Here is a 25,498-nt window from a genome sequence, read left to right as displayed (position 1 = left end):
GGTTGTGTTTCGTTTGTAAATACAATCAATCAAAATAATAAGTGTCGTTGAAGCTGCTCTATACCTTGCCCCAACTGCTTAGCGCTATGAGCATCTGATCCATAAACGAGTGGTATATTTAATTGTGCTGCACGCTCAACCCACGGGATTGGAGGATACATTTCTTGGCACAGAGGCTTGGTTAAACCAGCCCCATTTATATCAAGGGAGTATTCATGCTTTTTTATGAGTAGTAGTGTACTTTCAATTAAAATATTGTCATCAAAATTCCTAGGAAAACGCTTCTGAAACTTACGTATGAGCGTCATATGGCCGATTCGCCTTGGCTTAAAAAAACCTAAGTCTGCCTTAATTGACTTATGTAATGTTGCATAGTATTTTTCATAGACTCTCTCTAGAGAAGAATATTCTTTTAGTAATTGTTCCATTGATTTAGGAGAGTAATCTAAACAAATATATTCATTGTTTGGACATAGGATAAAGTGTGTAGATAAAATAGAGTCGTCAAGCTCTGTTCCCCAATCATTTAAAAACGTGGCTGTTTCTTCCTCATAACCTTCAATGTAATCCACTTCTAAGCCAACATTAATCTTTATATCTTGGGCATATATTTTTTTGAGTTTTTTTATTTTTGTAATATAATGTTCTAAATCATTTATACTTATTGCGCTGTCTTGACTTGGAACGGGATCTTTAAAAGTACTAGGGAGTGGAGCATGTTCAGTAAATGATATTTCATCATATTTTAACGTTATTGCCTTTTCTATATATTGTTCGAATGTATCTTTTGTTCCGTGAGGACAATAAGGGCTATGAACATGCCCGTCTTTTAATACTTTCATCGCTATTCACCACTCCAAACAGTATAGTTTCTCCATTTTTTTTTCTTATAACATGCTATCATATAAAAAAACATAAAAAAAAGATATATTTTGTAAATATTTATCTCATTTTGTATGGTAAAATATAAAATAATCATTATTAAAATAATTAAAAATGGATGTAAACAATATTAGTATACTATGAAAAAATAGATTATATAAAGACACATAAGAAAAATGGACAAGAAGGGGTGGCCTCAATATGTATATTGTTTATGGATTAGTTGTCCTTGTGCTGATTATCATTGGTTATGGGGCATGGTCTAGGAGACGAATATATAAAGAAGTAGATCAACTAGAGAATAAAAAAATACAACTTATGAATGAACCGGTCACAGAGGAATTGTCCAAATTGAAAGGTTTAAAAATGCTGGGAGAAACAGAAGAACGTTTCGAACAATGGCGGGAAGGCTGGGATGAAATAGTAACCCTTCAACTACCTGATATTGAGGAAAAACTTTTTGACATTGAAGAATCAGCAAATAAATATCGTTTCGGTAAAGCAAGAAGAATAAGTAAGTTTGTAAACAAAGAGCTTGATAAAATTAAAGAGCATCTTAGCGAAATGCTTGATGAGGTGGAACACCTTGTACATAGCGAAGAGCAGAATCGTCAAGATATCCACGAAGTCAAGGATTATTATCAAGAGACAAAGAAGAAGTTGTGGTCACAAAAAGGCACATTAGGAGGAACGGGTTTAACATTGGAGCGAGCAATGAAAGAGCTTCAATTACTTTTTCAAGGCTTTGAAGAATCTACAGAGCAAGGAAATTATTTGCAGGCAAGAGACTTACTAATAGAGATTCGCAGTGAGCTTGATTACTTTAATGATGTAATGACTAAAGCGCCTCAATACCTCGTTCTCATAGAAAAAGAACTGCCAAGACAGTTAGAGGAATTAGAGACAGGGATTGAAGAAATGGAAGAGAATGGCTACAATCTTGAGCATTTCTCATTCCATTTACAAATAAATGATATGAAACGCAGATTGGTCGCTCTGTTGCCTCTGCTAGAAGGTTTAAAAATAGGTGAAATTGTCGAGCCATTAGATGAAATTCAAAAAGAGATAGACACAATATACGACAAGTTAGAGTACGAGGCATTATCTAAGCAGCTTGTCGATAAGGAGCTTCCATTTATTGAAGAGCGCGTGATGAGGCTACCCAATATAGTTGAACAGTTACTAGAGGAAACAGAGAGAGTAAAACTTAGCTATAAACTGTCAGAAGATGAGGATCGAAATCGTTTAAAGATAGAAAAAGAAAAAAAGGATATTTCACACCAATTGATCGTTATTGTAGATTCAGTTAAAGAAAACAACCAATCATTCACAGCGATACGATCGATGATGAAAGAATTTAGTGAAAAACTGCAACAGCTTGAAAATGAAATTGAAGCTGCAAAAGAAAGACTAAGTGTATTAAGAAGTGAAGAAAGAACAGCTGAGAATCGCATTTATCAATTAAAAGAAAAGCTCCTCTATGGAAAGAAAAAGCTGAAAAAGAGTAATATCCCAGGTGTACCGGATGGGTTACTGTATGAACTTGATGAAGCAGAGAAAGCATTATTTTTTGCTTCGGATAAATTAAATGAAATACCATTAGCAATTGAAGAAGTGATGATGAAAGTAGAAGATGCAGAAATGCATGTCGATCGATGTATTGATAAACTATTATTAACTATAAAAGAAGCGAGCCAAGCAGAAAGTGCAATTCAATATGGTAATAGATACCGTAGACATTCTGACGAGATAAATATAAAACTCCTTCAAGCAGAAGATCTTTTCCGTCACTATCAATATAACGAAGCATTTGAATGGGCTGTTTCTGCAATAGAGCCAATTGATCCAGATGTGAAGGAAAAGTTATCCAGTCACCATATGTTAGAAACATCACGATAACAGTTGGATAAAGGAGGATTACGTTGAAAAAGAAGTGGATTGCGATGATTACTTTGAGTGTTGTTTGTGTAGTTGTATGGTTTTATGCATTCCAACTCATATTCTTTGATTCCGAATCAGTAAAGACACTGGAAGCTGATCAATTAGTGGAGCAAACGTTTGTAACTGTAGAGGAAGTTGAAAAGAAAGATACAAAAAGTACAATTGAAGAAGCTGTAAAAGAGGATACAAACAGTACTATAGAGCATGAAAATATTAGTAATGTATATGGGCATTTTCAAGAAAAGGGGATATTGGAAGGTGATTTAGATAGTTTAGCACCAGATGGGATCATCTCCATTGATAAATTACTTGAATTAGTACTTAGTGAATAAATAAAAAAGAGGCTGTGCTAAAAAGTATTAAAATTACCGGCAATGGCTCCACTCGCCGCGCGCCCATTATAAGACATATAGTGGACTTTAAGAGATTGCGACGGTTCCGCACAATGCTTAGAGGTTGACTCAAAAGGTGAAAATTCTTCCTTTTGAGTCAACCTCTTCTTTTGATGAAGAAGAGAGTCGATATAATGTGTTATTTATTTCTTTGTAAAAACTTTGCCTAACAATGTTCCGAAAATCGCAGGTATAATCCAACCAATTCCTAGATGTCCGAAAGGCAGCCATTGCATGAACGGTAAGAAGACGTCACTAAATATTGTAGTTTGGCTTAACCCATCAGGTATACTAACTATCGCAGCCCCGATAACCCCACCTTGAAAGCTTCCTTTGTTTAGACGGAGAAGATCCTTGCATAATGTTAAAATGATGAGCACAATGGCAATTGGGTATAGCATCATTAACATAGGTAATGAAAACTGAATTAGCTGATTTAACCCCATATTAGCCATTGCGAAGCTAAAGAGTGCAATTGTTCCTGTAGTAACAGGATAAGGAATTGCAGGTATAGTGCGTTGAATGAATTCACCAAAAGCGGATATTAAACCAACAGAAGTTGTTAAACATGCAATAGTAATTACTATCGACAAAAGAATAAGCCCAGCAAATCCAAGTAAATGATTTGATATATTAGCTAATATTGCACCCCCGTTATCTAGGTAGCCAATACTATCAATGCTCGTTGCACCGAGATATGCTAAAGATAAATAAACGAATATCAAGCCTAAACCGGCAATTAACCCAACTTGTATCGCCTTTTTCTTTGTATCTTCAAGTGTATGTATTCCACGTTCCCTCATTCTTGTTATTACTACAATACCAAAAACGAGCGAAGCTATTGCATCCATCGTAAAATATCCTTCTTGGAAGCCTTTGAAAAAAGAGTACTGTACATATTCTGGAGAAGGTAAATTCAGTGAACCCATTGGTTTTATTATGCCAACGACCGTTAACAACAAGAGTATTCCAATAATAATCGGGGTTAAAAGTTTACCAATCCGATTCACGAGTTTAGATGGATTTAGACTTAGCCAAAAACTGACTCCAAAGAAAGCGAATGTAAAAATAAATAATGTAAATGTACTAGTACTTTCTAAATATGGTAATAGTCCTATCTCATAAGCGACCGAGCCGGTTCTTGGAATTCCAAACAATGGACCAATAGCTAAATAAACAGCTAAAGGAAAAAAGATAGAAAAAAGCGTTCCTACATTGCTAGATACTTTTTGCAAGTCACCTCCGGACTTTGCGATGGCAAGTATAGCTAAAATAGGTAAGCCAACTCCCGTAATTAAAAATCCTATAATAGCAAACGATACGTTTGTTCCGGCTGCTTGTCCTAATGCAGGTGGGAATATTAAATTACCTGCACCTAAAAATAAAGCAAACAACATGAGGCCGATAATGATTGTGTCTTTGATTGAATAACTGTTGCTACGCATGTTTGCCTCCTTTCTCTTACAATTAGTATTATGTTTTTATACAAGTAAAATATGTAGAATAAAATAGCGACTAAAAAAATGTAACATAAGAAGGCATTGAATAACAGTGAAATTTACGTGAATATGATAGTTCTTTATGATAATATAAGTTGTTGCAGTATTTATTGAATGAAAGAAGGGGCATCTCATGATTTATTTTGATAATAGTGCTACTACTAAACCTTATATTGAGGTTATAGAAACATATACAAAAGTATCAACAGAGTTTTTTGGTAATCCCTCATCCTTACATCCTTTAGGTAAGGCATCAGAAAGGCTTCTTAATCAAGCGCGTGACATGATGGCAAACTTAATGCAGATCAAACCACAGGAAATCATTTTTACTTCTGGTGGTACAGAAGGGAATAACCTTGCGATCAAAGGTGCTGTTTATCGTTTACAAAGTAGAGGGAATCATTTAATTACTACAAGCGTGGAACATGCTTCCGTATTGGAAGTTTTTCGCCAATTAGAACAAGAGGGTTTTTCGGTTACTTACCTAGAGCCTAATAATGATGGAATAATAACAGAAAAACAGGTGAAAGAAGCAATAAATGAAGACACTGTACTAGTCTCCATTATTCATGTTAATAACGAAGTAGGTACTATAAATCCGATACAATCAATTGGTAAGATGTTAAAAGAATATCCGAAAGTTTTATTCCACGTTGATCATGTACAAGGGATTGGAAAAGTACCTCTAAATTTTCATAAATCTTATATCGACTTATGTACGATATCGGCTCATAAATTTCATGGAATAAAAGGAAATGGTGCGCTATTTATAAGGGAAGGTATTCGCCTACACCCACTTTTAAATGGAGGAAGCCAAGAGCGGAAAATAAGAGCAGGAACAGAAAATGTACCAGGAGCAGTCGCTATGGTAAAGGCACTAAGACTTTCTCTTGATAATAAAAATAAGTTAGACGATATGCGGCAAATAAACGGGTATCTAGAAAAACAGTGCGCACAAATAAATGGGGTTGTTATTAATTCTCCTAAGGAACGCGCCCCACACTTACTAAATATATCAATTCCAGGTGTGAAACCTGAAGTCTTAGTTCAAGCATTAGCAGAAAAAAATATTTATGTTTCTACTAAATCTGCTTGTTCCTCTAAACTATCGGAGCCAAGTAAGGTTTTGTTAGCAATGGGGTATGATGAAGATAGAGCATCTAGTGCAATTAGGTTATCGCTTTCTTATGATAATACAAAAGAAGAAGCAAACGAATTTTTACGTCAGTTTAAAACTGTTGTGGAGTTATTGAAAAAGGTGGTAGAAAAATAATGGAATATAATCATATTTTAATTAGGTACGCCGAGTTAGCACTCAAAGGGAAAAATAGAAAAGAGTTTGAGCGGAAATTAATGCATAATGTACAAAGGGCTTTAATTCAATTTTCCGAAGCAAAGGTGAAAAGAACGTTCGGTCGTATGTTTGTAGAATTAAATGGAGAAGAAGAAGCACTTGTTACGGATCGGCTTAAAGATGTGTTTGGCATCCATTCCTTTAGTCCAGCATTAAAGATTGAATTAGATCAAGATAAGATCAACGATGCAGCGCTATGGGCAGTAAAGGATGCACTTCCAAATGAAAAAGGTACTTTTAAAGTGTCTGTTAAAAGAATTAACAAGAATTACCCACATCGCTCTCAACAGTTAAATTACGATATAGGTTCACACATTTTGAGAAACACAGATCATTTAACTGTCGATGTTCATCATCCTGATGTAGAGGTGAAAGTAGAAATTCGTGAAGAAGCAACGTACATTACATGTAAATCATATCTTGGAGCAGGTGGACTACCTATTCATACAGCTGGAAAAGTGCTTCTCATGTTATCAGGTGGAATAGATAGCCCGGTTGCAGGGTATTTAGCGTTAAAAAGAGGCGTAGAGCTTGAAGCAATTCATTTCCATAGCCCACCATTTACAAATGACCGTGCAAGACAAAAGGTAGAGGATTTAACGAGAGTTTTGACTCGTTTTGGAGGTCACATAAAGCTCCATATTATCCCTTTTACTGAAGCTCAAAAAGCGATTCACCAACAAATACCTGACAGCTATGAAATGACAGTGATGCGCCGATTTATGCTACGAATAGCAGAGGGAGTTGCTAAAAAGAAGCATGCTTTAGCAATAGTGAATGGGGAAAGCCTCGGACAAGTTGCGAGTCAAACATTAGATAGTATGCATACGATAAATGATGTTACCAATTTACCAGTACTGCGCCCTTTAGTAACAATGGATAAATTAGAAGTGATTGAAATAGCAAAAAAAATAGGAACATACGAATTATCAATACTACCATTTGAGGATTGCTGTACAATCTTTTTACCGCCTCAATCCAAAACAAAGCCGAATAAGGAGAAAACAATTAAATTTGAACAAGAAATGGATGTTGATTTTTACGTTCAAGATGCAATAGAGCGTATGGAAACTGTAAAAATTTCAGAAAAAACAAATATAGATGAAGAGTTTAAAGACCTTTTCTAAGTATTAAAATTGGTAGAAATAAGCAAAAATTTTTTTACATGTTTTCGCCTTCAAGTACACAATATATGTGTACAAGGGAGGTGAAAAACATGGCGAACAACAATAGTTCTAACCAATTATTAGTCCCTGGTGTCCAACAAGCGTTGGATCAAATGAAATATGAGATCGCACAAGAATTTGGTGTTCAGCTAGGCGCTGATGCGACTTCTCGCGCTAACGGATCTGTAGGTGGAGAAATCACGAAGCGTTTAGTATCAATGGCTGAGCAACAAATCGGTGGAACACAACAATAATAATTAAATATTTGGATGAAAGGGGTACCTCACTTCGAGGTACTCCTTTTGATTTTTTAAACTAATATTTGTATGATAATCTTGGCAGTGTTAATTAAAGGAGGAGTGTTTTTGGGTACTTTATGGTTCGGTGGAAAAATTAGAACATTAATAAGTGAAAATGACGTCCAAGAAGCAATTTTTGTGGAGGATGGGCGAATTATTGATGTTGGGCAAAAAGAGGAGCTTATAGAAAAATACAAAGGTAGAATTACAAAATACAATGATTTAAATAATAGTGTCATGTACCCTGGCTTTGTAGATAGTCATTTACATATGATTGGTCACGGAGAGAAGATTATTCGATTGGACTTATCGAGTATTACAAGCATCGAAGAGTTGAAAAAAACATTAAAAAAGGCTGTTAATCATTTACCGGAAAATAGTTGGGTTTATGGTGAAGGATTTAACGAAAACTTATATGATGATCAGAAAATACCAGATAGATTTATTTTAGATGAGGTTACAACAAAACACCCGGTTATATTAACGAGAGTTTGTAGACATGCTGTTGTCACGAATACATTAGGGTTAAACATTGCAAACATAACCGCTTCAACTCCCGATCCTCCAGGGGGAGTAGTAGTAAAAGACAGCCTTGGAAATCCTACTGGTTACTTATTAGACCAAGCACAAGAATACTTAAAAGAAATGTTACCGAAGCAAGATTTCGCTTACGTTAAAAAAGCCCTTCAGACGTCATTAGATGATTTGTACGCAAAAGGTTTTGTAGGTGGTCATACAGAGGATTTAAATTATTACGGTGATCCAATTAAGACACTACAAACTTTTGAACAAATTATTGATGGAAAAAATAAAAAGTTCCGAGCCAATTTACTCATTCACCATGAGGTTGCTTCAGAGATATTAGATTACGCTAAAGGTAAATCTCTTCCATTTATCGAGCTAGGTTCTGTAAAAGTATTTGCAGATGGTGCGCTTGGTGGTAGAACTGCACTGTTAAGTGAACCATACAGTGATGATCCATCAACAAACGGCGTCGCTATTTATACACCTGAAATGTTAGCAGAAATCGTCAAGAATGCTAGACATCTCAATATGCCTGTCGCGATTCATGTAATAGGTGACTTAGCTCTGGAATACGCGCTAGATGCAATTGAAAAATATCCAGTAGAAAAGGGCAAAAGAGATCGACTTATTCACTTGCAAGTTACGCGTGAAGACTTAATTCAACGGTTAACAAAATTGGACGTTGTTTTAGATATTCAGCCGAGATTCGTCGCCTCTGATTTTCCTTGGGTAGAAGATAGATTGGGGGAAAGCAGGTTACCGTATTCATTCGCTTGGAAGCGTCTACTAAGCTCAGGTCTAAAATGTGCAGGAGGATCAGATGCCCCGATAGAGCCAGTTGATCCATTGCTAGGTATTCATGCAGCTGTAACTAGAAGGAAGCCAGATGAAAACCATGATGGCTATGGACGAGCTGAAAAACTAAGTCTGTTTGAAGCGCTACGTCTCTTTACCGTAGGAAGTGCAGAAGCAATAAGTAAAGAGGATGAACGAGGATTAATTAAGAAAGGGTTCCTAGCAGATTTTACGATTTTAAATAAAGATCTCTTTGACCTTGAACCGGATGAATGGTTGCAGGTAGAGGTAGATAAAACAGTAGTTGATAATACGATAATGTATGAAAAATAGGATGTGGGCGGTTAGCTATATTTTAGCTGAGGGTAAGACGGCTGGATGGCGCTAACTGGCCTTTCGCGAGAAAAAAATGTGTGAAGGTAAGATGGGAGACTGCCATCTTACCTTGAGCAAATAAAAAAAGCATTGAAGGTAAGATAGGAACGAATCAACTCTCCTTAAGTCAAGAAAAAGCCGTTTGTAAGTAAAATGGCACGACAACATCCTTAAGTTGAAAAGAAAACCACTTATTTATGTATATTGCAAACCTCGACTTTCCTACGGAAACAAAGTAAAAAACAAAAAAAGACACCCTAATAGGGTAGTCTCTTTTTCTATTATGTTTTATTTATCTTACAAAAAGCTACGTTTTACTTTGTGAACAAAGGAGTTGTCCTTTAATTTTATTGTTTTAATCATTTTATCGGACACTTTAATTTTTACCTCGTGAGAATGACGAATACTTAAAGCTTCATTATCTGCTCCTATAATTGGATGATCATTCCCGTCTTGTACAATCTTTAATACTAGTTCTCTGTCTTTATTTAAGAGTAGAGGTGACCCTAATGTACGATATTCATTATTGTTTAATGAAGCGATTTCTGTAAGCTGCATGCTTGCTAATCTAGGATCGACAATTGCGCCTCTTAAAGACTTATTATATGCTGTACTGCCTGTTGGTGTTGACACGACCATACCATCGCCCCGGAATGTTTCAAAATATATATTGTCAATATACACATCGATTGCGAAAGTTTTAATAATATTAGATCTTATAGAACACTCATTAATACAATGAAAATTTTCGTTTCCATCTACGGTAACATCGAGTATTGGATACCGAAGTACTTCAACCATGTCACTTTGAAGTCCAGCCTTTATGCCATCTAAATCATCAAGGTTAAAATCTGTATAAAAGCCTAAACGTCCATCATTAATACCAACATATAGACAATCTTCCCTAAAGCCAGTTTTTCTAATTGCTTGTAGAAAAGCACCATCACCACCAATACTAGCGATTATATTGGCCTTACTAGCATCATCCACTAATGTTAAGCCATGCTCTCTACCAAGCTCCTTAAGTTTTTCTAATTTAACTTCTACTTCATCTGTAGGAGTGTAATATAAAAATACATTGTTACGGTCAGACATGCTGCATCTTCCTTCCTATTTTGGTAAAAAACATACTAATTCTAATTTAAACTATTTCATAAAAACAATTCTATTTTTTTCAAAGAATTCCTTCTTTAATTATTACAATAGCTTCAAACAAACTAAAAGGAATTAATCACAATTACGTTTATTTTTGCAAATGTAGGTGATACTTGGAAGTGATAGGAGGGTCGATATATGAATATATTTTTATGGATTATTGGGATACTGTTTTTTCTATTATTATTAATTCCGTTTTTAAAAATGAGAGTGACGATGAACTACATACATAATGGTAAGGATGATGAACTAACCCTCCAGCTAAAAACATTTTTTGGACTTATAAAGTATGAAATGAATTTTCCGTTATTAGCAATTGATGATGAGAGTGCTTCGTTAGTTTTTGAAGAAAAATCAAAAAGTGCTTTAGGAGAGAAAAAGAAAAAAAAGAAATTTACGGTGAATGAATTTATTGATGATATCATTCATTTTGAGCGTTTACTAAAGCACGTCGTTGGCTTTCATACGATTGTAAGAAAATTTTTGAAAAAAATGTCTTTAGAAAAATTAAATTGGGAAACACATATCGGTACAGGGGACGCCGCGTTAACAGGATCTTCCTCTGGAATATTATGGGGAATTAAAGGGAATGTCATAGGAATTGTGAGTAATTACATGAAGCTAAAAGTGAGACCAAACATATTAATTCAACCACAATTTCAACAAATGGTATTAAAAACCTCTTTTTCATGCATTGTTTCTTTTAGAATAGGACATGCTATCCTTGCAGGATTGAAGGTTCTACGACACTGGAAAAAAGGTAGAACATTGTTCAAGAAAAGCACAGAACAAACATCAGGGAGGGATATAAATGTCTGATCATCCAATTCAAGGACTAATGAAAACGGCAATGGAAAACTTAAAAGAGATGGTTGACGTCAACACAATTGTTGGAGATCCTGTGGAAACTCCAGACGGAAGTGTTATTTTACCAATATCAAAGGTTGGCTTTGGTTTTGCAGCTGGAGGTAGTGAGTTTGTTTTAGAAGGTTCCCCTAAAACTCCTACTGAAACTGAGAAAAAGCATCCATTTGGTGGTGGTAGTGGTGGTGGTGTTTCCATTACTCCAATTGCCTTCTTAGTAGTAAATGGACAGGGAGTAAATATGGTTCACTTAGACCAAAATACACATTTATATGAAAAACTACTCGATTTTGCACCTCAAGTTGTTGATAAAATTCAACAAATGATTCAATCTAATCAGAGTAGTGGTCAGTCACAAGGATCAACAGGACAAGATGCACAAGATATCAATATAAATGTGGATAATGACTAATAATGTGGCTTGAGGATGTTCCTACAGGATGTGATCCTATATGGAGCATCCTCTTTTCAGGTGTAAAGTTAGATCATTACTACTATATTAATGCATATCACTATCATCACGATGGTTTATATGTTATTTTATGTATGAAAACAAATAGAGCGTATAAGGAGGAGAATTGAGCATGGCAAATGTAACTTTTAAAGGAAATGCTGTTACTTTAAATGGCACAGAAGTGAAAGTCGGTGAAAAAGCTCCTAATTTTAAAGTGTTAGCAAATGATTTATCTGAGGTATCTTTAGACACTTATGCTGACAAAGTGAAATTAATTAGTGTAGTACCTTCTATTGATACTGGTGTTTGTGAACAGCAAACGAAACGTTTTAATGAAGAAGCGAGTAAGCTTGGTGGGGTGGAAGTATTAACTATTAGTGTTGATTTACCTTTTGCTCAAAAGCGTTGGTGTGCTGCAGAAGGGATTGAAAATGTACATACATTGTCAGATCATAGAGATTTGTCTTTCGGAACAAATTATGGTGTTGTAATAGAAGAGTTACGACTATTAGCTAGATCTATTTTTGTAGTTGATTCTTCTAATAAGGTTGTACATGTTGAATATGTACCTGAAGTAACGGATCATCCTAACTATGAAGCTGCTCTAGATGCAGCTAAAACAGCACAATAATTAAAAAAGAAGTGAGGATGTCCAAAAGGATAATACCCTTTTGAGATATCCTCTTTTCTTGTAATGAGGATATTTAGCCAATTTTCCTACTTATACGTTTAAATCTTATGAAAATTCATTAAACTAAATATTTAGATAGATATAAAAGGGAGTGGAGAAAGTGACAACAACTATCGTTGAGGAATTATATACCGTATTAGATAATGGTTCTCAAATTTTACAAGATGCATTAAATATTCCATACATAGAAGCAATATCTGAAATGGGTGAAGTCATTTTTCATCAAGAAGTAACACATAATATAAAAGAGGAAAGTAAACAGTTAGTTTTAGATGAATTGAAAAAAATTACTGACTATGAAGCAATTACAAATGAAGAATATAGAAGAGCTATACAGTTAGCTGTACTTAAAGGGATGAAGGAAGCTACTCAGCCACATCACGCAATGACACCAGATGCTGTTAGCCTTTTTATTGGATATTTAGTAAATAAAATTTTAGGGTACGATAAGAAAGGAGAAACAGCTATCATTTTAGATCAAGCTGTTGGCTCTGGAAATTTGTTAACGGCTATTATGAATCAAACAGAAAAAAGTCACGGCATCGGTGTTGAAGTTGATGAAACTTTGCTGAAAATAGCATATACTAATGCAAATTTACAAAAGCATTCCGTGGATTTATTTCATCAAGATAGTGTAGCGACACCAACAGTAAAAAACGTTGATATCATTGCTTCGGATTTGCCTATTGGATTCTATCCAAACGATGATATAGCGAAAGATTTTGTGCTGAAATCTGATGAAGGGCATTCCTTTGTCCATCATTTAATTATTGAACAAGGTTTTTCTCATGTAAAAGAAGGAGGATTTCTTGTATTTTTAGTGCCTAACTTCTTATTTGAATCTCAGGAAGCAAAAAAACTCCATGATTTTATCAAAAAAGAAGGAGTCATTTATTCTTTTCTACAGCTTCCTAAATCAATGTTTAAAAATGGTCAATGGGGAAAAAGTATCCTAATCTTAAGAAAGAAGAAGCAAGGCATTAAGATACCTAAAGAGGCGCTATTAGTGGAACTACCGTCTTTTTCAAATAATAGTGCATTAACAGATATGATGAATCGAATTTCCAAATGGTTTGATAGCTACTTGTGATAAGTTCACATAAATGTCATTATTTTTTATGTGTTGAAGTGGGAAAACATGTTTTTAAGAAGAAGTATTAATATAGCAAGCTTTTTGTTGGAAAAGGCAAAGCGTTTACATTTTTCTGTGTTATAGTATCTTACACTGAAAAAGTGAAACATGTATTGCAATTCCTTATATACCATGGTTTAATAATGTAGGGAAAATTATATAACAGTTTTAAAAAAGAAATACTTGAAGGACAGAAGGAGCGGTATAAGAATGTCAAAAATTATGGCAATAAATGCTGGAAGCTCATCATTAAAATTTCAGCTTTTGGACATGCCTAGCGAGGCTGTAGTGACAAAAGGTATTGTTGAGAGAATAGGCTTAGATGATTCAATTTTTACGATTGAAGTTAATGGGGAAAAGAAAAAAGATGTTACAGAGATTGAAGATCACTCAAAAGCTGTTAAAATTCTTTTAGATAAATTGACGACGTATGGGATCATTGAAAACTTAAATGACATTGACGGCATAGGTCATCGTGTTGTACATGGTGGAGAAAAGTTTAATGATTCTGTTTTAATTTCCGATGAAGTAATAAAAGGTATCGAGGAAGTATCTGAATTAGCGCCTCTACACAATCCAGCGAACTTAGTTGGTATTAAAGCTTTTAGAGAGGTATTGCCTAATGTCCCAGCAGTTGCGGTTTTTGATACTGCTTTCCATCAAACAATGCCAAAAGAATCTTATTTATATAGCTTGCCATATGAATATTACGAGGATTACGGTATTCGTAAATATGGTTTCCACGGTACTTCACATAAATATGTGTCAGAACGTGCTGCTGAATTACTCGGACGACCTTTAGAACATTTACGATTGATTTCTTGTCATTTAGGTAATGGTGCGAGTATTGCTGCCATCGATGGTGGTAAATCGATCGATACGTCAATGGGATTCACACCGCTAGCTGGTGTGACAATGGGTACCCGTTCTGGTAACATTGACCCTGCTTTAATACCTTATATTATGGAAAAAGCAGATTTGACTGCAGAAGAGGTAATTTCCGTTTTAAATAAAAAAAGTGGGATGTTAGCTTTATCTGGATTCTCAAGTGACCTAAGGGATATTGAAATTCAATCAAATGAAGGTAATGAAAGAGCAAGGTTAGCGCTTGAAGTTTTCACTTCGAGAATTCATAAATATATTGGTTCGTATGCAGCGAGAATGCATGGACTAGATGCTGTTATTTTTACTGCAGGTATCGGTGAAAATAGTGAAACGATTCGTGCAAAAGTATTAAAAGGTTTAGAATTTATGGGTGTTTATTGGGATCCTACGTTAAACAAGGTTCGTGGAGAAGAATCATTCTTAAACTATCCACACTCTCCTGTTAAGGTAATTGTAATACCAACAAATGAAGAAGTGATGTTAGCGAGAGATACAGTACGTTTGGCTCAATAAATAGCACTCCAAGGTATTCGATAAGATTCTTATCGGATACCTTTTTTAAAAGTAAGAAAGTATAAATTTGGTAGTGGAATTTTTTTCGCCGTGCGTACTAGCGAGAAGATCAGTCACTAGTACTTTAAGAGCTACGTCGAAATTCCACTGCTTGTAAGAAAAGACTAAAAACGAGCTTTACAAAGCTCGTTTTTAGTCTTTTTTATTATATGAAGATTAAAAATTAACTTTATGGCTTATAAATTTTTAAGGGGGAAATTCGGATATATCTAAGCTGTGATGAATACTTAATAAACTAGAAGTATTTTTAAGGGAGAGGGTAGTTGGTGACACTTACAATTCGAGAAAAGGAAATATGGAGAGAGATTGAGGAGTGGGAATTTGATACATTTTATGGAAAAGAAACAGATTTCTCACGTACTTATCAGTTATTATTTGATCGAGCAGTTTTATCAATAAATGTATTAGATACGAAGAAAATGCTTTCTCGAATAGAAAATATATTATTTCACTTTCACGCAATGCTTTTACAAACACGTATTGATAAACAAGCAAAAAGCGAATTAATCGACCAAGCTAGAATTTTTCGATCAGATATATATGAAATTAAAGATATGCAAAAATTATCTATCGATCAAATTCGATTTCTTGCAAAAAAACAGTTAGCAAGACAAAGGTTAACTGCCCTTGCTCAGGGGGGACTAACAGGTGCAGGTGGTGTCATTTTTACTTTAAGCGATTTACCGTTACTGCTTATGATTAATTTAAGGACTGTTCACTTGATCGCAACAACGTACGGATATGATTTAAGGAAACCATATGAACTAATGCTCGTTTTAAAAGTGTTTCATGCTGTATCTTTACCTAGGACTTTACGAAAAAAAGCATGGGATCAATTGTTTGAAGAGTTGAACTTAAATGATGAGGATTTATTTTTTTATGAAGGAGAAGAGGATGTTTTGAGCTCAGGATGGATACAACAGCCAATGAAACATATAGTTAAGTTGTTTTTCCTTATTTTCGCAAGAAAAAAACTAATCCAAGGAATACCGATTTTTGGCATTTTAGTAGGTTCAGCATTTAACTATCGATTTACAAACTATATTGCTGTTGCCTCTCACCAGTTTTATCAGAAACGTTGGTTACTAGAAAAGAAAGGAAGGACTAGTAGTAGTTAAGTAATGAATAGGGGAGCGTCAACTTGGTATTTGACACAAAAGGCGATGATGATACTAGCCCGCGCGTCATCCCCCACAAATTGCTTAGAGGTTGACTCAAAAGGTAAAAATTTAACCTTATGAGTCAACCTCTTTACGCATGCATTTTTACTTTAACACTTTCCCCAGCACGATACCATATCCACAAATCATTAATGATAGAAGCTAATTCTGCAATGGATGAATTAAGTTCACAGCTTTTTTGGAACTCTTCTTCCTCATATAATTTTTTTTGTAGCGTATTAATTTCTTGTTCGATTTCTTTAATTCTGTCTGGTATGTCTCCACGCACTTCTTCCCATTTGTTCATGATTTCTTCTTGTTCACTTGAGGTAAGCTCATCCCAAGTAACTTTAATGTCAGGAACAGGTATTCCGAGGCGTGAATCAAAAACAAATACAATCAATGTCCGACTCCTCCAGTTAGCTTAAAGATTATTCATTACGTACAATTAATACATCACAACGTGCGTGCCTTGCGATATGTTCAGATACACTTCCTATTAAAAATCTCTCGACTGCATTCAACCCGGTAGCGCCAGTTACTATTAAGTCAACATTATGCTTTTTAGCAACATCTTTTGCAATTTTTACCTTTGGTGAACCAAAGTCAATAACCATAGCTACGTCCGTAACACCTGCATCTAAAGCTTGTTGACGATAATTTCTAAGCATTTCCTCTGCGTATTTCTCTGCTTCTGCATAGACCATCCTATCATAATGCTCTACGGCCGCAAAAGTACGTGTGTCTACAATATGACAAATAATCAAATTCCCATCGTTTTCAAGCGCAATGGTTATTGCTTTAGCCAATGCACGCTTTGCTTCTTTCGAACCGTCTACTGCAACAAGAACTGTATCATAGTTTACAGGCATACTCTTAGCCTCCTTAATTGGAAAGAGATTAGGGATATTTTTCTTATTTTTATTATATCAAATAATACTCTCTTCTAGTGGAATGTTGAATAAATATGTTTGCTTTTTGAAACTATATTCATGAGGAGAGGGGGTGCTGTTCTTGAATAAGAAAAATGAACATTCATCAATCGTATTTGATGAAGCAGGACATATGGAGACATATCATCAATTGATGAGTTCTTATTATCAATATACTGAGAGCATTGACAATGGTGATAATGTAGAGTCTGCTGAAAAAGATCATTAAAGGATTTTTCCTTTAGTGATTTTTTTTCAATGAGAGTATAAATATTGGCGGTGGAAATGCTGCCACGCGTAGTAGTGAGAAGAGCAGAGGGCACTGAAAAAGTGGTGTTCTTTCACTTTTTCAGTGTCCTCAAAGCAATGAGCGTAGTCGTTGCAGTCTTTTAAAAGACTACTATGAGTGGGTTTCTCATAGTAGTCGCGCAACGAACGAAGCCATTGCAAATACTTTCTGCAATTTATGGGACAACCTCTTCCTAGAAAAAGAAGTGAAAATATTGGCTGTGGAAAAGCTGCCACGCGTAGTAGTGTGGAGAGCACTCACTACTACTTTAAAGACATGTGGCTACATTTCTTCACCGCTTCTAAGAAAAACTAAAACCGAGCTTTACCAGCCCGTTTTTAGTTTTTCTTATTCAATCAACTTTTTTTACAAGTGTGTATGTAGATAAGTATAATGAAGTTATATAATATTATACTTTGTATAACGAAAGTAGGTGACACTTTGCGACATGCATTAATTACAGCTGGAACGAAGGGATTAGGTAAAAGAGTAACTGAGCAGCTGTTAAAGGATGGATATTCTGTAACGGTGACGCATCGAGATGATAACGACAAGTTGGATGCTGTAAAAAATGAATGGGGTCGCCACCTAGAAAGGATCCAGTTTATTCGAGGAGATGTGACGTGTAAAGAAGATTTAATTCGCATCTCCGAAGAAACCGTTAAGGCATGGGGACGAATAGATGCGCTAGTAATGAATGCTGGTCCATACATATTTGAGAGAAAAAAGCTTATCGACTATTCAGAAGAAGAATGGAACAAGATGTTGGATGGTAATTTAAATTCTGCGTTTTATTTGTTAAAGCAAGTTATTCCTATTATGCGAAAGCAAAAGTCAGGTAGAATTATTGCATACGCATTTCAAGGAGCAGATCATTCACCAGGCTGGTTATACCGTTCAGCCTTTGCTGCAGCAAAAGTAGGCTTAGTTTCATTAACAAAAACAATCGCTATTGAGGAAGCGGAGAACGGGATAACTGCAAATGTTATTTGCCCAGGTAAAATTGTCGGAGAAATGAAAGAAGCCTCTATCACGCAGTCGCGTCAATATGGACATGAGGAAACGCCTATTGGTCGCTCAGGGACTGGGGAAGATATCGGTAGAACAATTAGCTTCTTATGCGATGAAAACTCGGATATGATCACTGGTGCTGTTTTAGAAGTAACAGGTGGAATGGACGTATTGAACCGCTTCAGGTAATAGAATATAGTAGTATATTTTTACTAAAACTACCTTAAATTAAGCTAGAGGTGGTTTTAATGAAGAAATATCTTATTGCTACAGGAATCGTTGTACTATTATTATTTTTGATTACTCCTGTTACATTTGGAAAAGAATTTTCTTGGTATCAACATATGACATTAAAGATATCATTGCAATCTAAAGATACTTACTATGAATGGGAATATGAGAACCCAACCTCTTTTGAATATGAGTATGGGGATAGCATTAAGCGTGGCGAGAAAGCGAAACAATCGTTTGAAGCAATCTTAAACCATTTAGATTTAAAACAGGCTAAAATAACGGATGATCAAATTAATCAAATAGAAAAGATGGGCTACGAGGAAATAGAACGTTTTGTTGTCCGGAGTGTTGATAAAAGCGGATATACAAGAACGTGGATATGGAAAAAAGGCGAATCTTGAAGGGGAATTATTTGAAAGTTACTTCATTGTTATTGTGACTCTTTTCCACAATGTGGACGGCAAGCGACCTTATTTGTGCTCTTTACTTGTTTGTTTAGTGCCAATATGAAGGTGGGACAGGGTTGACTCAAAAGGTCGATTTTTTACCTTTTGAGTCAACCTCTAAGCTTTTAGTAGCTTTTGGGACACCCTCGTTTTTGTAATCAAAATGAATGAGCATACCTATCTATTGAAAAAATAAGAAAGGCCAGCTACAAAATGCGAGAACCTCCTATGTACAAGGAACGATAGTTAAGGCTCTTGGAAATTTAGTTAACAACTCATGTCCATCATTAGTGATGAGTACATCATCCTCAATCCTCACACCCACTTTATTAGGAACGTATATACCAGGCTCAATTGTAAAAGTCATCCCCGCTTTAAGAACACTATTATTTGTAGCATTTAGTGAGGGGTACTCGTGTACTTCAATACCTAATCCATGTCCAATTCGGTGAGGGAAATATTCAGCAAATCCGTGATCAGCTATTTTTTGTCTTGCAGCTGCATCTAACTGTGATATTTTATTACCAGGACTACATAATGAAATCGAAGCTTCTTGAGCACTCAATACAACCTCGTAAACTTCTTGATCTTCTTCCTTTACATGATCAAAAAATACAGTCCTTGTGATGTCTGAGCAATAGCCATTACAGACAACACCTAAGTCAAACAATACAGCATCTCCTTTTTTAAGCTTTCGATTCCCAGGGTTCCCATGAGGATCACCAGCTTTTTCGCCGAATAGCACCATCGTGGAAAATGACATTTCACGAATACCTTTTTTCTTCAATTCGTATTCTATTGTGGCAAGTACTTCCATTTCTGTGATTCCTTCTTTCAGTGCGCGGACCCCAACCTTTACTCCGTAATCTGCTAATTTTGCGGCTTCCTTTAAATGAACAACTTCTTCTTCGCTTTTTATTATTCTTTGATTTAAAATTGCTTCATCCACTTCAAAAAGTTCTACATCTCCGTTAAATTGCTGGATTTCTTTCATTCTATCCCAAGATAAAGACTTCTCTACAGCTACCTTTTTCATTGGTATGTTTCGTTTATTAAATTCCTCTTTGATCAATTGCCAAACATTATCTGTATCACTATAGCCGATAATATCGCCACCACTATAAATATGTTTAACTTGATTTACTTCCATATTTGGACAAACAAAGAATTCATCACCATTTTCAAATAAAAATATAGCAACTAATCGTTCGTGAGGATCCGTATCAAACCCAGTTAAGTAATAGACATTTGCTCTTGATTGGCAAATGAGAGTGTCTATTTGGTTTTCTTTCATCCAGTTTAAAAGTTCAGTGCTACTTTTTGTCATTCCTTCGTCCTCCTTCGGTTCCCTACATACTTAATCTTAACAATATGTGCTGAAACTATCTACTTTCAAATACGAAGGAAAACATTAGATAATAGTAGAATAAATATGATGAAGTACGGGTATGAAGGGTAGTAGTACATTTTTTAAAGGAGAGATGTTATATGAAAGTATCATATCATGGGCATTCCGTCGTTATGGTTAATGCAAATGGAAAAAAGATTATTATTGATCCTTTTATTACAGGGAACGGGCAGACAGATTTGAAAGTAGAAGATATACAAGTAGATGCTATATTATTAACTCACGGTCATAACGACCATGTAGGTGATACAGTTGAAATAGCTAAAGCAAATGATGCCTTAGTTGTTGCTCCATTTGAACTTGCAACATTTTTAAGTTGGAAAGGAGTACATACACATGCTATGCACATAGGTGGAGAGTATCAATTTGACTTTGGAACCGTAAAATACACCCAAGCATTTCACGGTTCGTCTTATACTGATGAGGATAGCAAACAAATTATTTATACAGGAATGCCTGGTGGAATTATATTAAAGGCTGAAGGGAAAACAATGTATCATGCCGGTGATACTGCACTATTTTCTGATATGAAATTGATTGGAGAGCAGCATGACATAGATCTCGCTTTCTTACCAATTGGGGATAATTTTACGATGGGACCAGATGATGCACTAGTTGCATCACAATGGTTGAAGGCAAAAAAAATTGTTCCTATTCACTACAACACATTTCCAGTAATTGAACAAGACCCAGTAGCGTTCGTACAAAAAGTCAATGCTGAAGGGATTGTCATGAATGCAGGAGATATCCTTCATTTGTAAAGAGAGCATTAATTCTCTTAGTGAAAAATCGTGATTAGTTCTGCTCAAGGTAAAATGGTGATTTGATTTGTCATCATTCCTTGAGCTTTTTTATGGTCAGAGGGGAGAAAATAAACCTACCTTTAACTACATAGGTGAAGAGCCAAAAGATGTGCTATCTTTCCAAGCTGATAATTTTTGTAATAAAAAGCTGTTTATAGTATTGAAGTAGAAGTCTGACATGATTATAATTGTATTAATACAGATAGTCGGGAACGATTAAAACAGATTTTTAGATAAAGGAAGTGAGTGCTCAATGACTAAGCACGAACAAATATTACAGCATATAGCATCATTAGAAGTAGGGAATAAAATTTCAGTACGTCAAATAGCAAAAGCACTACAAGTGAGTGAAGGTACAGCGTATAGAGCGATTAAAGATGCGGAAAATCAAGGGTTAGTAAGTACAATAGAACGAGTCGGTACGATTAGAATTGAAAAAAAGCAGAAGGAAAACATAGAAAGATTAACATACGCAGAAGTGATAAACATTGTCGATGGACAAGTACTTGGCGGGCGTAATGGTCTATATAAAACGCTCAACAAATTTGTTATTGGTGCCATGAAAGCAGATGCCATGATGCGTTATGTTGATGCCGGAAACTTATTAATCGTTGGTAATAGAGAAGAAGTACATAAGTTAGCATTGGAGGAAGGATCAGCAGTGCTAATCACTGGTGGATTTGACACGAGTGAACATGTGAAGCAATTAGCAGATGAATTAGAACTTCCTATTATCTCTACCTCTTATGATACCTTTACAGTAGCGGCAATGATAAATAGAGCTATTTATGATCAATTAATTAAAAAAGAAATTGTTCTAGTGGAGGACATTTTGACACACCTAGACGATACCGTTTATATGACTACTTCACATACGATTGAAAAGTGGCACGAACTTAATAATCGTACAGGGCATAGTCGTTATCCAGTTGTAGATGATAATCTGAAAATACAAGGGATTGTGACTGCAAAGGACGTAATGGGGGTAAGTCCCTTTATAGAAGTAGAGAAAGTAATGACGAAACAGCCCATCACTGTAACGAGCCAAACTTCAGTAGCTTCTGCAGCACACAGAATGGTTTGGGAAGGTATTGAAATATTACCGGTCATTGATAGCGGAAAGAGGTTATTAGGAATTATAAGCCGTCAAGACGTTCTAAAAGCGTTACAAATGCTACAAAGACAGCCTCAAGTAGGAGATACAATTGAAGACCTTGTAACGCGTCATTTTGATGATGTATCGACATCACAGGAACATTGCTTCCAACTGGAAGTAAACCCACAAATGACCAATCATTTAGGAACAATATCTTATGGGGTAATTACGACGATTGTAACAGAAGCAGGAAGTAGAGTATTGAGAAAATATAAGAAAGGTGATTTAGTAGTAGAAAACATTACGTTATTTTTTATTAAGCCAGTACAAATAGATAGCAAAATAAAAATATATCCAAAGGTATTAGAGGTAGGACGAAAATTTGGGAAGGTAGATGTTGAAATTTTTCACGATGGACAAATTGTTGGCAAAGCGATGTTAATGGCTCAATTAATTGACAGATAAGTCTTCTACATAATACTATCATTGAAATGCAAGGTGTCGTAAAAGGAGTAACCCTTTAGGACACCTTTCCACTTATTCTGATTTACTTAATTGTTCTACTTCTTCTCTTGCTAAAGGAAGAAATGTTCTATATTGTTTAAAGCCAAAGATCACATTAACAAGGCCAAAGATTACAAATACTAATGCAACAATAGCAGCAACTTGTGAACCGAGGCTATTGTAAGAGTTAATTCCAAACGAAATGAAGAATATGCCGATGGCAATACTTCCTTTAGAGGAGTACCAATACTTTTCCATAGGCCCTCTACCTTTCGTTTGTTGAACTTTATAGTAAACAAAAAGTACTAATGAAACAACAATAATCATGACTAATACCATAGTGAAGTGCTCCTTTTTACCACACTAAACAATCTATATAGTGCTACGTTTTTTCTTTCTCTAGTAAAGTAGCATAAAAATAAAGAAAAATCCAAGGATGTTAATAACAATTTGCAAATAATAATAAAATATATAGTGATTTAAACAAAGGCTTTTTTCGCATAGATTGTGTTTTTAATAATATTTATATCTTTGGCTGTACTAGTCGCCACCTTTCGTTTCACCAATCTGAAAAAAGCAACAATTTTTACGAAAACAGCCTAAACAAAAAAACAAACTTAAAAAGATATGAGGGATAAAATGAAAGATATCATCTTTGAAAAAATTAAAGAATGGGATTCAATTATCATTCATCGTCACGTGCGGCCTGATCCAGATGCTTATGGCAGTCAAGGGGCACTGAAGGAGTTAATAAAAACTCACTTTCCAAATAAAAAGGTTTATATTGTAGGGGAACATGAAAAGTCATTACAGTTTTTAACTCAAATGGATAATGTAACTGATGAAACGTTCGCACGCTCGTTAGTCATTGTATGTGATACAGCTAATAGAGAACGAATTGATGATGAACGTTATCGAAATGGTGCTTTTTTAATTAAAATAGATCATCATCCAGAGGTTGATGTGTATGGTGATATTGCATGGGTCGATGAAACAGCAAGTTCAACGAGTGAAATGATTTGTGAGCTATTCATTGAATTTGAGAAAGATGGCGCTCAAATATCAGAAGAGGCGGCAAGATTATTATATGCTGGAATGATCGGTGATACGGGGAGATTTAAATTCCCTAATACAACGGAGAGGACGTTTATGTGGGCTGGTAAGCTAATAAAAAAGGGGTTCTCAAGAGAACAACTGCATGATGCAATGTATGAAACGACATTACCTATACTCCGCTTAGAAGGTTATGTATTATCTGAATTAAAGCTAAGAGAATCAGGTGCAGGTGTCGTTTATTTGACTAAGGAGACGCTTGAAAAATTTCAAGTTACTTCTAAAGAAGCAGCAAGTATTGTCAATTCTTTCTCTACATTAAAAGGGATTAAAGCATGGGTTTTCTTTGTAGAAGAGGAAGACATTATCCGAGTGAGGTTACGCTCAAAAGGTCCTGTTATTAATAAGCTGGCAGAACGTTATCATGGTGGTGGACACCCGTTAGCATCTGGTGCTCAAGTAAAGGCGTGGGAAGAGACAGACGAAGTGATAGCTGAATTAGACTCACTTTGTGAGGCTTATGAATAGAGTGGTTATACAAATTTACTCGCACACTATATGAAACAGAGATATAAGTGATAGTTTCTGGTGACCGCTCCTACCTTCTTTCGCTGCATAGGGGAAGACTCAAAAGATAGACATTTAACCTTTTGAGCCTTCCTCTCTTATTTCTTAATCTACCTTTTCAATTCTCAAATTCATCTCAAGCGTCGTATATAAAACTAATTGTTCTACGATCAGTTGATAGCTCTGTGATGGCGTAACAAACTGTTTATTCTCGACCATACCTAAAAGGAGTTCTTTTGAGCCTGCTACCGTCTCAATATCTTTATTACGAACGCGTTCTAATTCCTTTTCCACCTCGCTTCTTAGCTGATGGAGCGTTAGTTCACTTATTTTTATATCTTCTTCATTTACAAATTTAATGCTAACGTCTTGAATCGTTAAGCTCTGCTTAATATCATTGTTCCTTTCATCTTGCTCCTTACGTAAATTTTCAATCGTATCTTCTTGGTTTTCAATCGTCGTTTTTTGTTTATTTATTTCAAGCACTAAATTTTCATGGATGGAGCCAAAATTGTGAATAAAGAAAAACCAACCGATGATCATACCTAAAATAACGCCGGCAAAAAAACGTTGCCAGCTCTTATCATGATAAAGAGGGGGGATTCTCATCCCGACCCCTCCTGAGTAATCCATTGAATGATGACACTACCAGAGTGCGCACCACTTAAAGCTGCAAAAATCATCATTAGTGTTTTAAAAATATCGCTATGCGTTCCTTCGAATATACCTCTTTCTAGGCTAGAGATAGCATCAAAGGTACCACCAATTGCAGCTACAAGTGCCCAGATTTTTAAGCTTGAGGATAAATCATACATGATGGAAAGAGGAGGCTTACCAATTAAGTAGGCACCTATACCACCAACAATTGTTCCTCCAATTATTACTCCGAACGCAACAAAATAGTCAATAACTAATGTTGCCAGGAAATCTTTATCCATTTCTTGCTCCTCCTTTGCCAACCTCTTTGTACATTTTTATGGACAAAGTAGTGAAGATATGCAAAGTACATTTGA

General features: G+C 35.4%; 27 protein-coding genes. 18 read left to right on the top strand and 9 right to left on the bottom strand.

Annotated features, from left to right (window positions below; translation table 11 throughout):
* Nucleotides 1-29: 29 nt before the first annotated feature.
* Nucleotides 30-842 (bottom strand): histidinol-phosphatase HisJ, encoded by an 813-nt coding sequence (gene hisJ / locus BCELL_RS16080; protein WP_013489832.1) that lies wholly within the window; start codon nucleotides 840-842, stop codon nucleotides 30-32.
* A 241-nt stretch (nucleotides 843-1,083) separates the two neighbouring features.
* Between hisJ and BCELL_RS16075 the strand changes: the two genes are divergently transcribed.
* Together BCELL_RS16075 and BCELL_RS16070 are read left to right on the top strand one after the other, a co-directional pair.
* The gene (locus BCELL_RS16075; RefSeq protein WP_013489831.1) at nucleotides 1,084-2,781 is read left to right on the top strand and encodes a septation ring formation regulator EzrA; all 1,698 of its coding nucleotides are present in this window, start codon (nucleotides 1,084-1,086) and stop codon (nucleotides 2,779-2,781) included.
* A gap of 23 nt (nucleotides 2,782-2,804) precedes the next feature.
* The gene (locus BCELL_RS16070) at nucleotides 2,805-3,155 is read left to right on the top strand and encodes a hypothetical protein (RefSeq protein ID WP_013489830.1); all 351 of its coding nucleotides are present in this window, start codon (nucleotides 2,805-2,807) and stop codon (nucleotides 3,153-3,155) included.
* Nucleotides 3,156-3,358: 203 nt separating this feature from the next.
* Here BCELL_RS16070 and brnQ read toward each other — a convergent pair whose 3' ends face one another.
* Complete coding sequence (gene brnQ, locus BCELL_RS16065; RefSeq protein ID WP_013489829.1) at nucleotides 3,359-4,660, bottom strand: branched-chain amino acid transport system II carrier protein; 1,302 nt, start codon at nucleotides 4,658-4,660, stop codon at nucleotides 3,359-3,361.
* Nucleotides 4,661-4,847: 187 nt separating this feature from the next.
* On the opposite strand from brnQ, the gene BCELL_RS16060 reads away from it, so the two are divergent.
* From BCELL_RS16060 to BCELL_RS16045, 4 genes are all read left to right on the top strand, one after another.
* On the top strand, nucleotides 4,848-5,987 hold the full coding sequence (locus BCELL_RS16060) for a cysteine desulfurase family protein (protein WP_013489828.1): 1,140 nt from the start codon (nucleotides 4,848-4,850) through the stop codon (nucleotides 5,985-5,987).
* Nucleotides 5,987-7,195: a tRNA uracil 4-sulfurtransferase ThiI gene (gene thiI / locus BCELL_RS16055; protein WP_013489827.1), complete on the top strand. Its 1,209-nt coding sequence runs from the start codon at nucleotides 5,987-5,989 to the stop codon at nucleotides 7,193-7,195. The genes BCELL_RS16060 and thiI overlap by 1 nt, the downstream gene beginning before the upstream one ends.
* An 89-nt stretch (nucleotides 7,196-7,284) precedes the next feature.
* Nucleotides 7,285-7,488 (top strand): alpha/beta-type small acid-soluble spore protein, encoded by a 204-nt coding sequence (locus BCELL_RS16050; RefSeq protein ID WP_013489826.1) that lies wholly within the window; start codon nucleotides 7,285-7,287, stop codon nucleotides 7,486-7,488.
* A 111-nt stretch (nucleotides 7,489-7,599) separates the two neighbouring features.
* The gene (locus BCELL_RS16045; RefSeq protein ID WP_013489825.1) at nucleotides 7,600-9,186 is read left to right on the top strand and encodes an amidohydrolase; all 1,587 of its coding nucleotides are present in this window, start codon (nucleotides 7,600-7,602) and stop codon (nucleotides 9,184-9,186) included.
* 339 nt (nucleotides 9,187-9,525) lie between these two features.
* Here the strand turns inward: BCELL_RS16045 and BCELL_RS16040 are convergent, their stop codons facing one another.
* A complete protein-coding gene (locus BCELL_RS16040) occupies nucleotides 9,526-10,323 on the bottom strand; it encodes an NAD kinase (RefSeq protein ID WP_013489824.1) in 798 nt (265 codons plus the stop codon).
* A 198-nt stretch (nucleotides 10,324-10,521) separates the two neighbouring features.
* On the opposite strand from BCELL_RS16040, the gene BCELL_RS16035 reads away from it, so the two are divergent.
* The 6 genes from BCELL_RS16035 (at nucleotide 10,522) to BCELL_RS16010 (ending at nucleotide 16,100) form a co-directional block, all read left to right on the top strand.
* Nucleotides 10,522-11,202: a DUF2953 domain-containing protein gene (locus BCELL_RS16035; protein WP_013489823.1), complete on the top strand. Its 681-nt coding sequence runs from the start codon at nucleotides 10,522-10,524 to the stop codon at nucleotides 11,200-11,202.
* The gene (ytfJ, locus tag BCELL_RS16030) at nucleotides 11,195-11,659 is read left to right on the top strand and encodes a GerW family sporulation protein (RefSeq protein WP_013489822.1); all 465 of its coding nucleotides are present in this window, start codon (nucleotides 11,195-11,197) and stop codon (nucleotides 11,657-11,659) included. The genes BCELL_RS16035 and ytfJ overlap by 8 nt, the downstream gene beginning before the upstream one ends.
* Before the next feature lie 172 nt (nucleotides 11,660-11,831).
* Nucleotides 11,832-12,332, top strand: coding sequence for a thiol peroxidase (tpx, locus tag BCELL_RS16025; protein ID WP_013489820.1), 501 nt, complete (start codon nucleotides 11,832-11,834; stop codon nucleotides 12,330-12,332).
* Nucleotides 12,333-12,492: 160 nt separating this feature from the next.
* On the top strand, nucleotides 12,493-13,482 hold the full coding sequence (locus tag BCELL_RS16020; RefSeq protein ID WP_013489819.1) for a class I SAM-dependent methyltransferase: 990 nt from the start codon (nucleotides 12,493-12,495) through the stop codon (nucleotides 13,480-13,482).
* A gap of 252 nt (nucleotides 13,483-13,734) precedes the next feature.
* Complete coding sequence (locus BCELL_RS16015; RefSeq protein WP_013489818.1) at nucleotides 13,735-14,922, top strand: acetate kinase; 1,188 nt, start codon at nucleotides 13,735-13,737, stop codon at nucleotides 14,920-14,922.
* A gap of 326 nt (nucleotides 14,923-15,248) precedes the next feature.
* Nucleotides 15,249-16,100, top strand: coding sequence for an EcsC family protein (locus BCELL_RS16010; protein ID WP_013489817.1), 852 nt, complete (start codon nucleotides 15,249-15,251; stop codon nucleotides 16,098-16,100).
* A 133-nt stretch (nucleotides 16,101-16,233) separates the two neighbouring features.
* Here BCELL_RS16010 and BCELL_RS16005 read toward each other — a convergent pair whose 3' ends face one another.
* Both BCELL_RS16005 and BCELL_RS16000 read right to left on the bottom strand, forming a co-directional pair.
* Nucleotides 16,234-16,545, bottom strand: coding sequence for a hypothetical protein (locus tag BCELL_RS16005; protein WP_013489816.1), 312 nt, complete (start codon nucleotides 16,543-16,545; stop codon nucleotides 16,234-16,236).
* A 28-nt stretch (nucleotides 16,546-16,573) separates the two neighbouring features.
* Nucleotides 16,574-17,014, bottom strand: a complete 441-nt coding sequence (locus BCELL_RS16000) for a universal stress protein (protein ID WP_013489815.1) — start codon at nucleotides 17,012-17,014, stop codon at nucleotides 16,574-16,576.
* Nucleotides 17,015-17,156: 142 nt separating this feature from the next.
* Between BCELL_RS16000 and BCELL_RS22675 the strand changes: the two genes are divergently transcribed.
* From BCELL_RS22675 to BCELL_RS15990, 3 genes are all read left to right on the top strand, one after another.
* Entirely contained in the window at nucleotides 17,157-17,303 is a 147-nt protein-coding gene (locus BCELL_RS22675; protein WP_157184212.1) for a hypothetical protein, read from the top strand.
* 453 nt (nucleotides 17,304-17,756) lie between these two features.
* Entirely contained in the window at nucleotides 17,757-18,563 is an 807-nt protein-coding gene (locus BCELL_RS15995) for an SDR family oxidoreductase (protein WP_198283986.1), read from the top strand.
* Between the two features lie 59 nt (nucleotides 18,564-18,622).
* A complete protein-coding gene (locus BCELL_RS15990; RefSeq protein WP_013489811.1) occupies nucleotides 18,623-19,009 on the top strand; it encodes a hypothetical protein in 387 nt (128 codons plus the stop codon).
* A gap of 271 nt (nucleotides 19,010-19,280) precedes the next feature.
* Here BCELL_RS15990 and BCELL_RS15985 read toward each other — a convergent pair whose 3' ends face one another.
* Nucleotides 19,281-20,381 (bottom strand): M24 family metallopeptidase, encoded by a 1,101-nt coding sequence (locus BCELL_RS15985; protein ID WP_013489810.1) that lies wholly within the window; start codon nucleotides 20,379-20,381, stop codon nucleotides 19,281-19,283.
* A 161-nt stretch (nucleotides 20,382-20,542) separates the two neighbouring features.
* On the opposite strand from BCELL_RS15985, the gene BCELL_RS15980 reads away from it, so the two are divergent.
* Nucleotides 20,543-21,223 carry a metal-dependent hydrolase gene (locus BCELL_RS15980; RefSeq protein WP_013489809.1) on the top strand — a complete coding sequence of 227 codons (681 nt, stop codon included), beginning with the start codon at nucleotides 20,543-20,545 and terminating at the stop codon, nucleotides 21,221-21,223.
* A 295-nt stretch (nucleotides 21,224-21,518) separates the two neighbouring features.
* Entirely contained in the window at nucleotides 21,519-22,826 is a 1,308-nt protein-coding gene (locus BCELL_RS15975; protein WP_013489808.1) for a CBS domain-containing protein, read from the top strand.
* Nucleotides 22,827-22,898: 72 nt separating this feature from the next.
* On the opposite strand, the gene BCELL_RS15970 is transcribed toward BCELL_RS15975, so the two are convergent.
* Complete coding sequence (locus BCELL_RS15970; protein ID WP_013489807.1) at nucleotides 22,899-23,204, bottom strand: YtpI family protein; 306 nt, start codon at nucleotides 23,202-23,204, stop codon at nucleotides 22,899-22,901.
* Nucleotides 23,205-23,504: 300 nt separating this feature from the next.
* Between BCELL_RS15970 and BCELL_RS15965 the strand changes: the two genes are divergently transcribed.
* Nucleotides 23,505-24,446, top strand: a complete 942-nt coding sequence (locus BCELL_RS15965; RefSeq protein ID WP_013489806.1) for a DHH family phosphoesterase — start codon at nucleotides 23,505-23,507, stop codon at nucleotides 24,444-24,446.
* Between the two features lie 144 nt (nucleotides 24,447-24,590).
* Here BCELL_RS15965 and ytrI read toward each other — a convergent pair whose 3' ends face one another.
* Nucleotides 24,591-25,094 carry a sporulation membrane protein YtrI gene (ytrI, locus tag BCELL_RS15960; RefSeq protein ID WP_013489805.1) on the bottom strand — a complete coding sequence of 168 codons (504 nt, stop codon included), beginning with the start codon at nucleotides 25,092-25,094 and terminating at the stop codon, nucleotides 24,591-24,593.
* On the bottom strand, nucleotides 25,091-25,423 hold the full coding sequence (gene ytrH / locus BCELL_RS15955; protein WP_013489804.1) for a sporulation membrane protein YtrH: 333 nt from the start codon (nucleotides 25,421-25,423) through the stop codon (nucleotides 25,091-25,093). The genes ytrI and ytrH overlap by 4 nt, the downstream gene beginning before the upstream one ends.
* Nucleotides 25,424-25,498: the final 75 nt, after the last annotated feature.

It is taken from the genome of Evansella cellulosilytica DSM 2522, from assembly GCF_000177235.2.
Classification (GTDB): domain Bacteria; phylum Bacillota; class Bacilli; order Bacillales; family Salisediminibacteriaceae; genus Evansella; species Evansella cellulosilytica.
The sequence above is the reverse complement of the archived record's forward strand: the minus strand, read 5'-3'. Positions and strand labels throughout refer to the sequence as shown.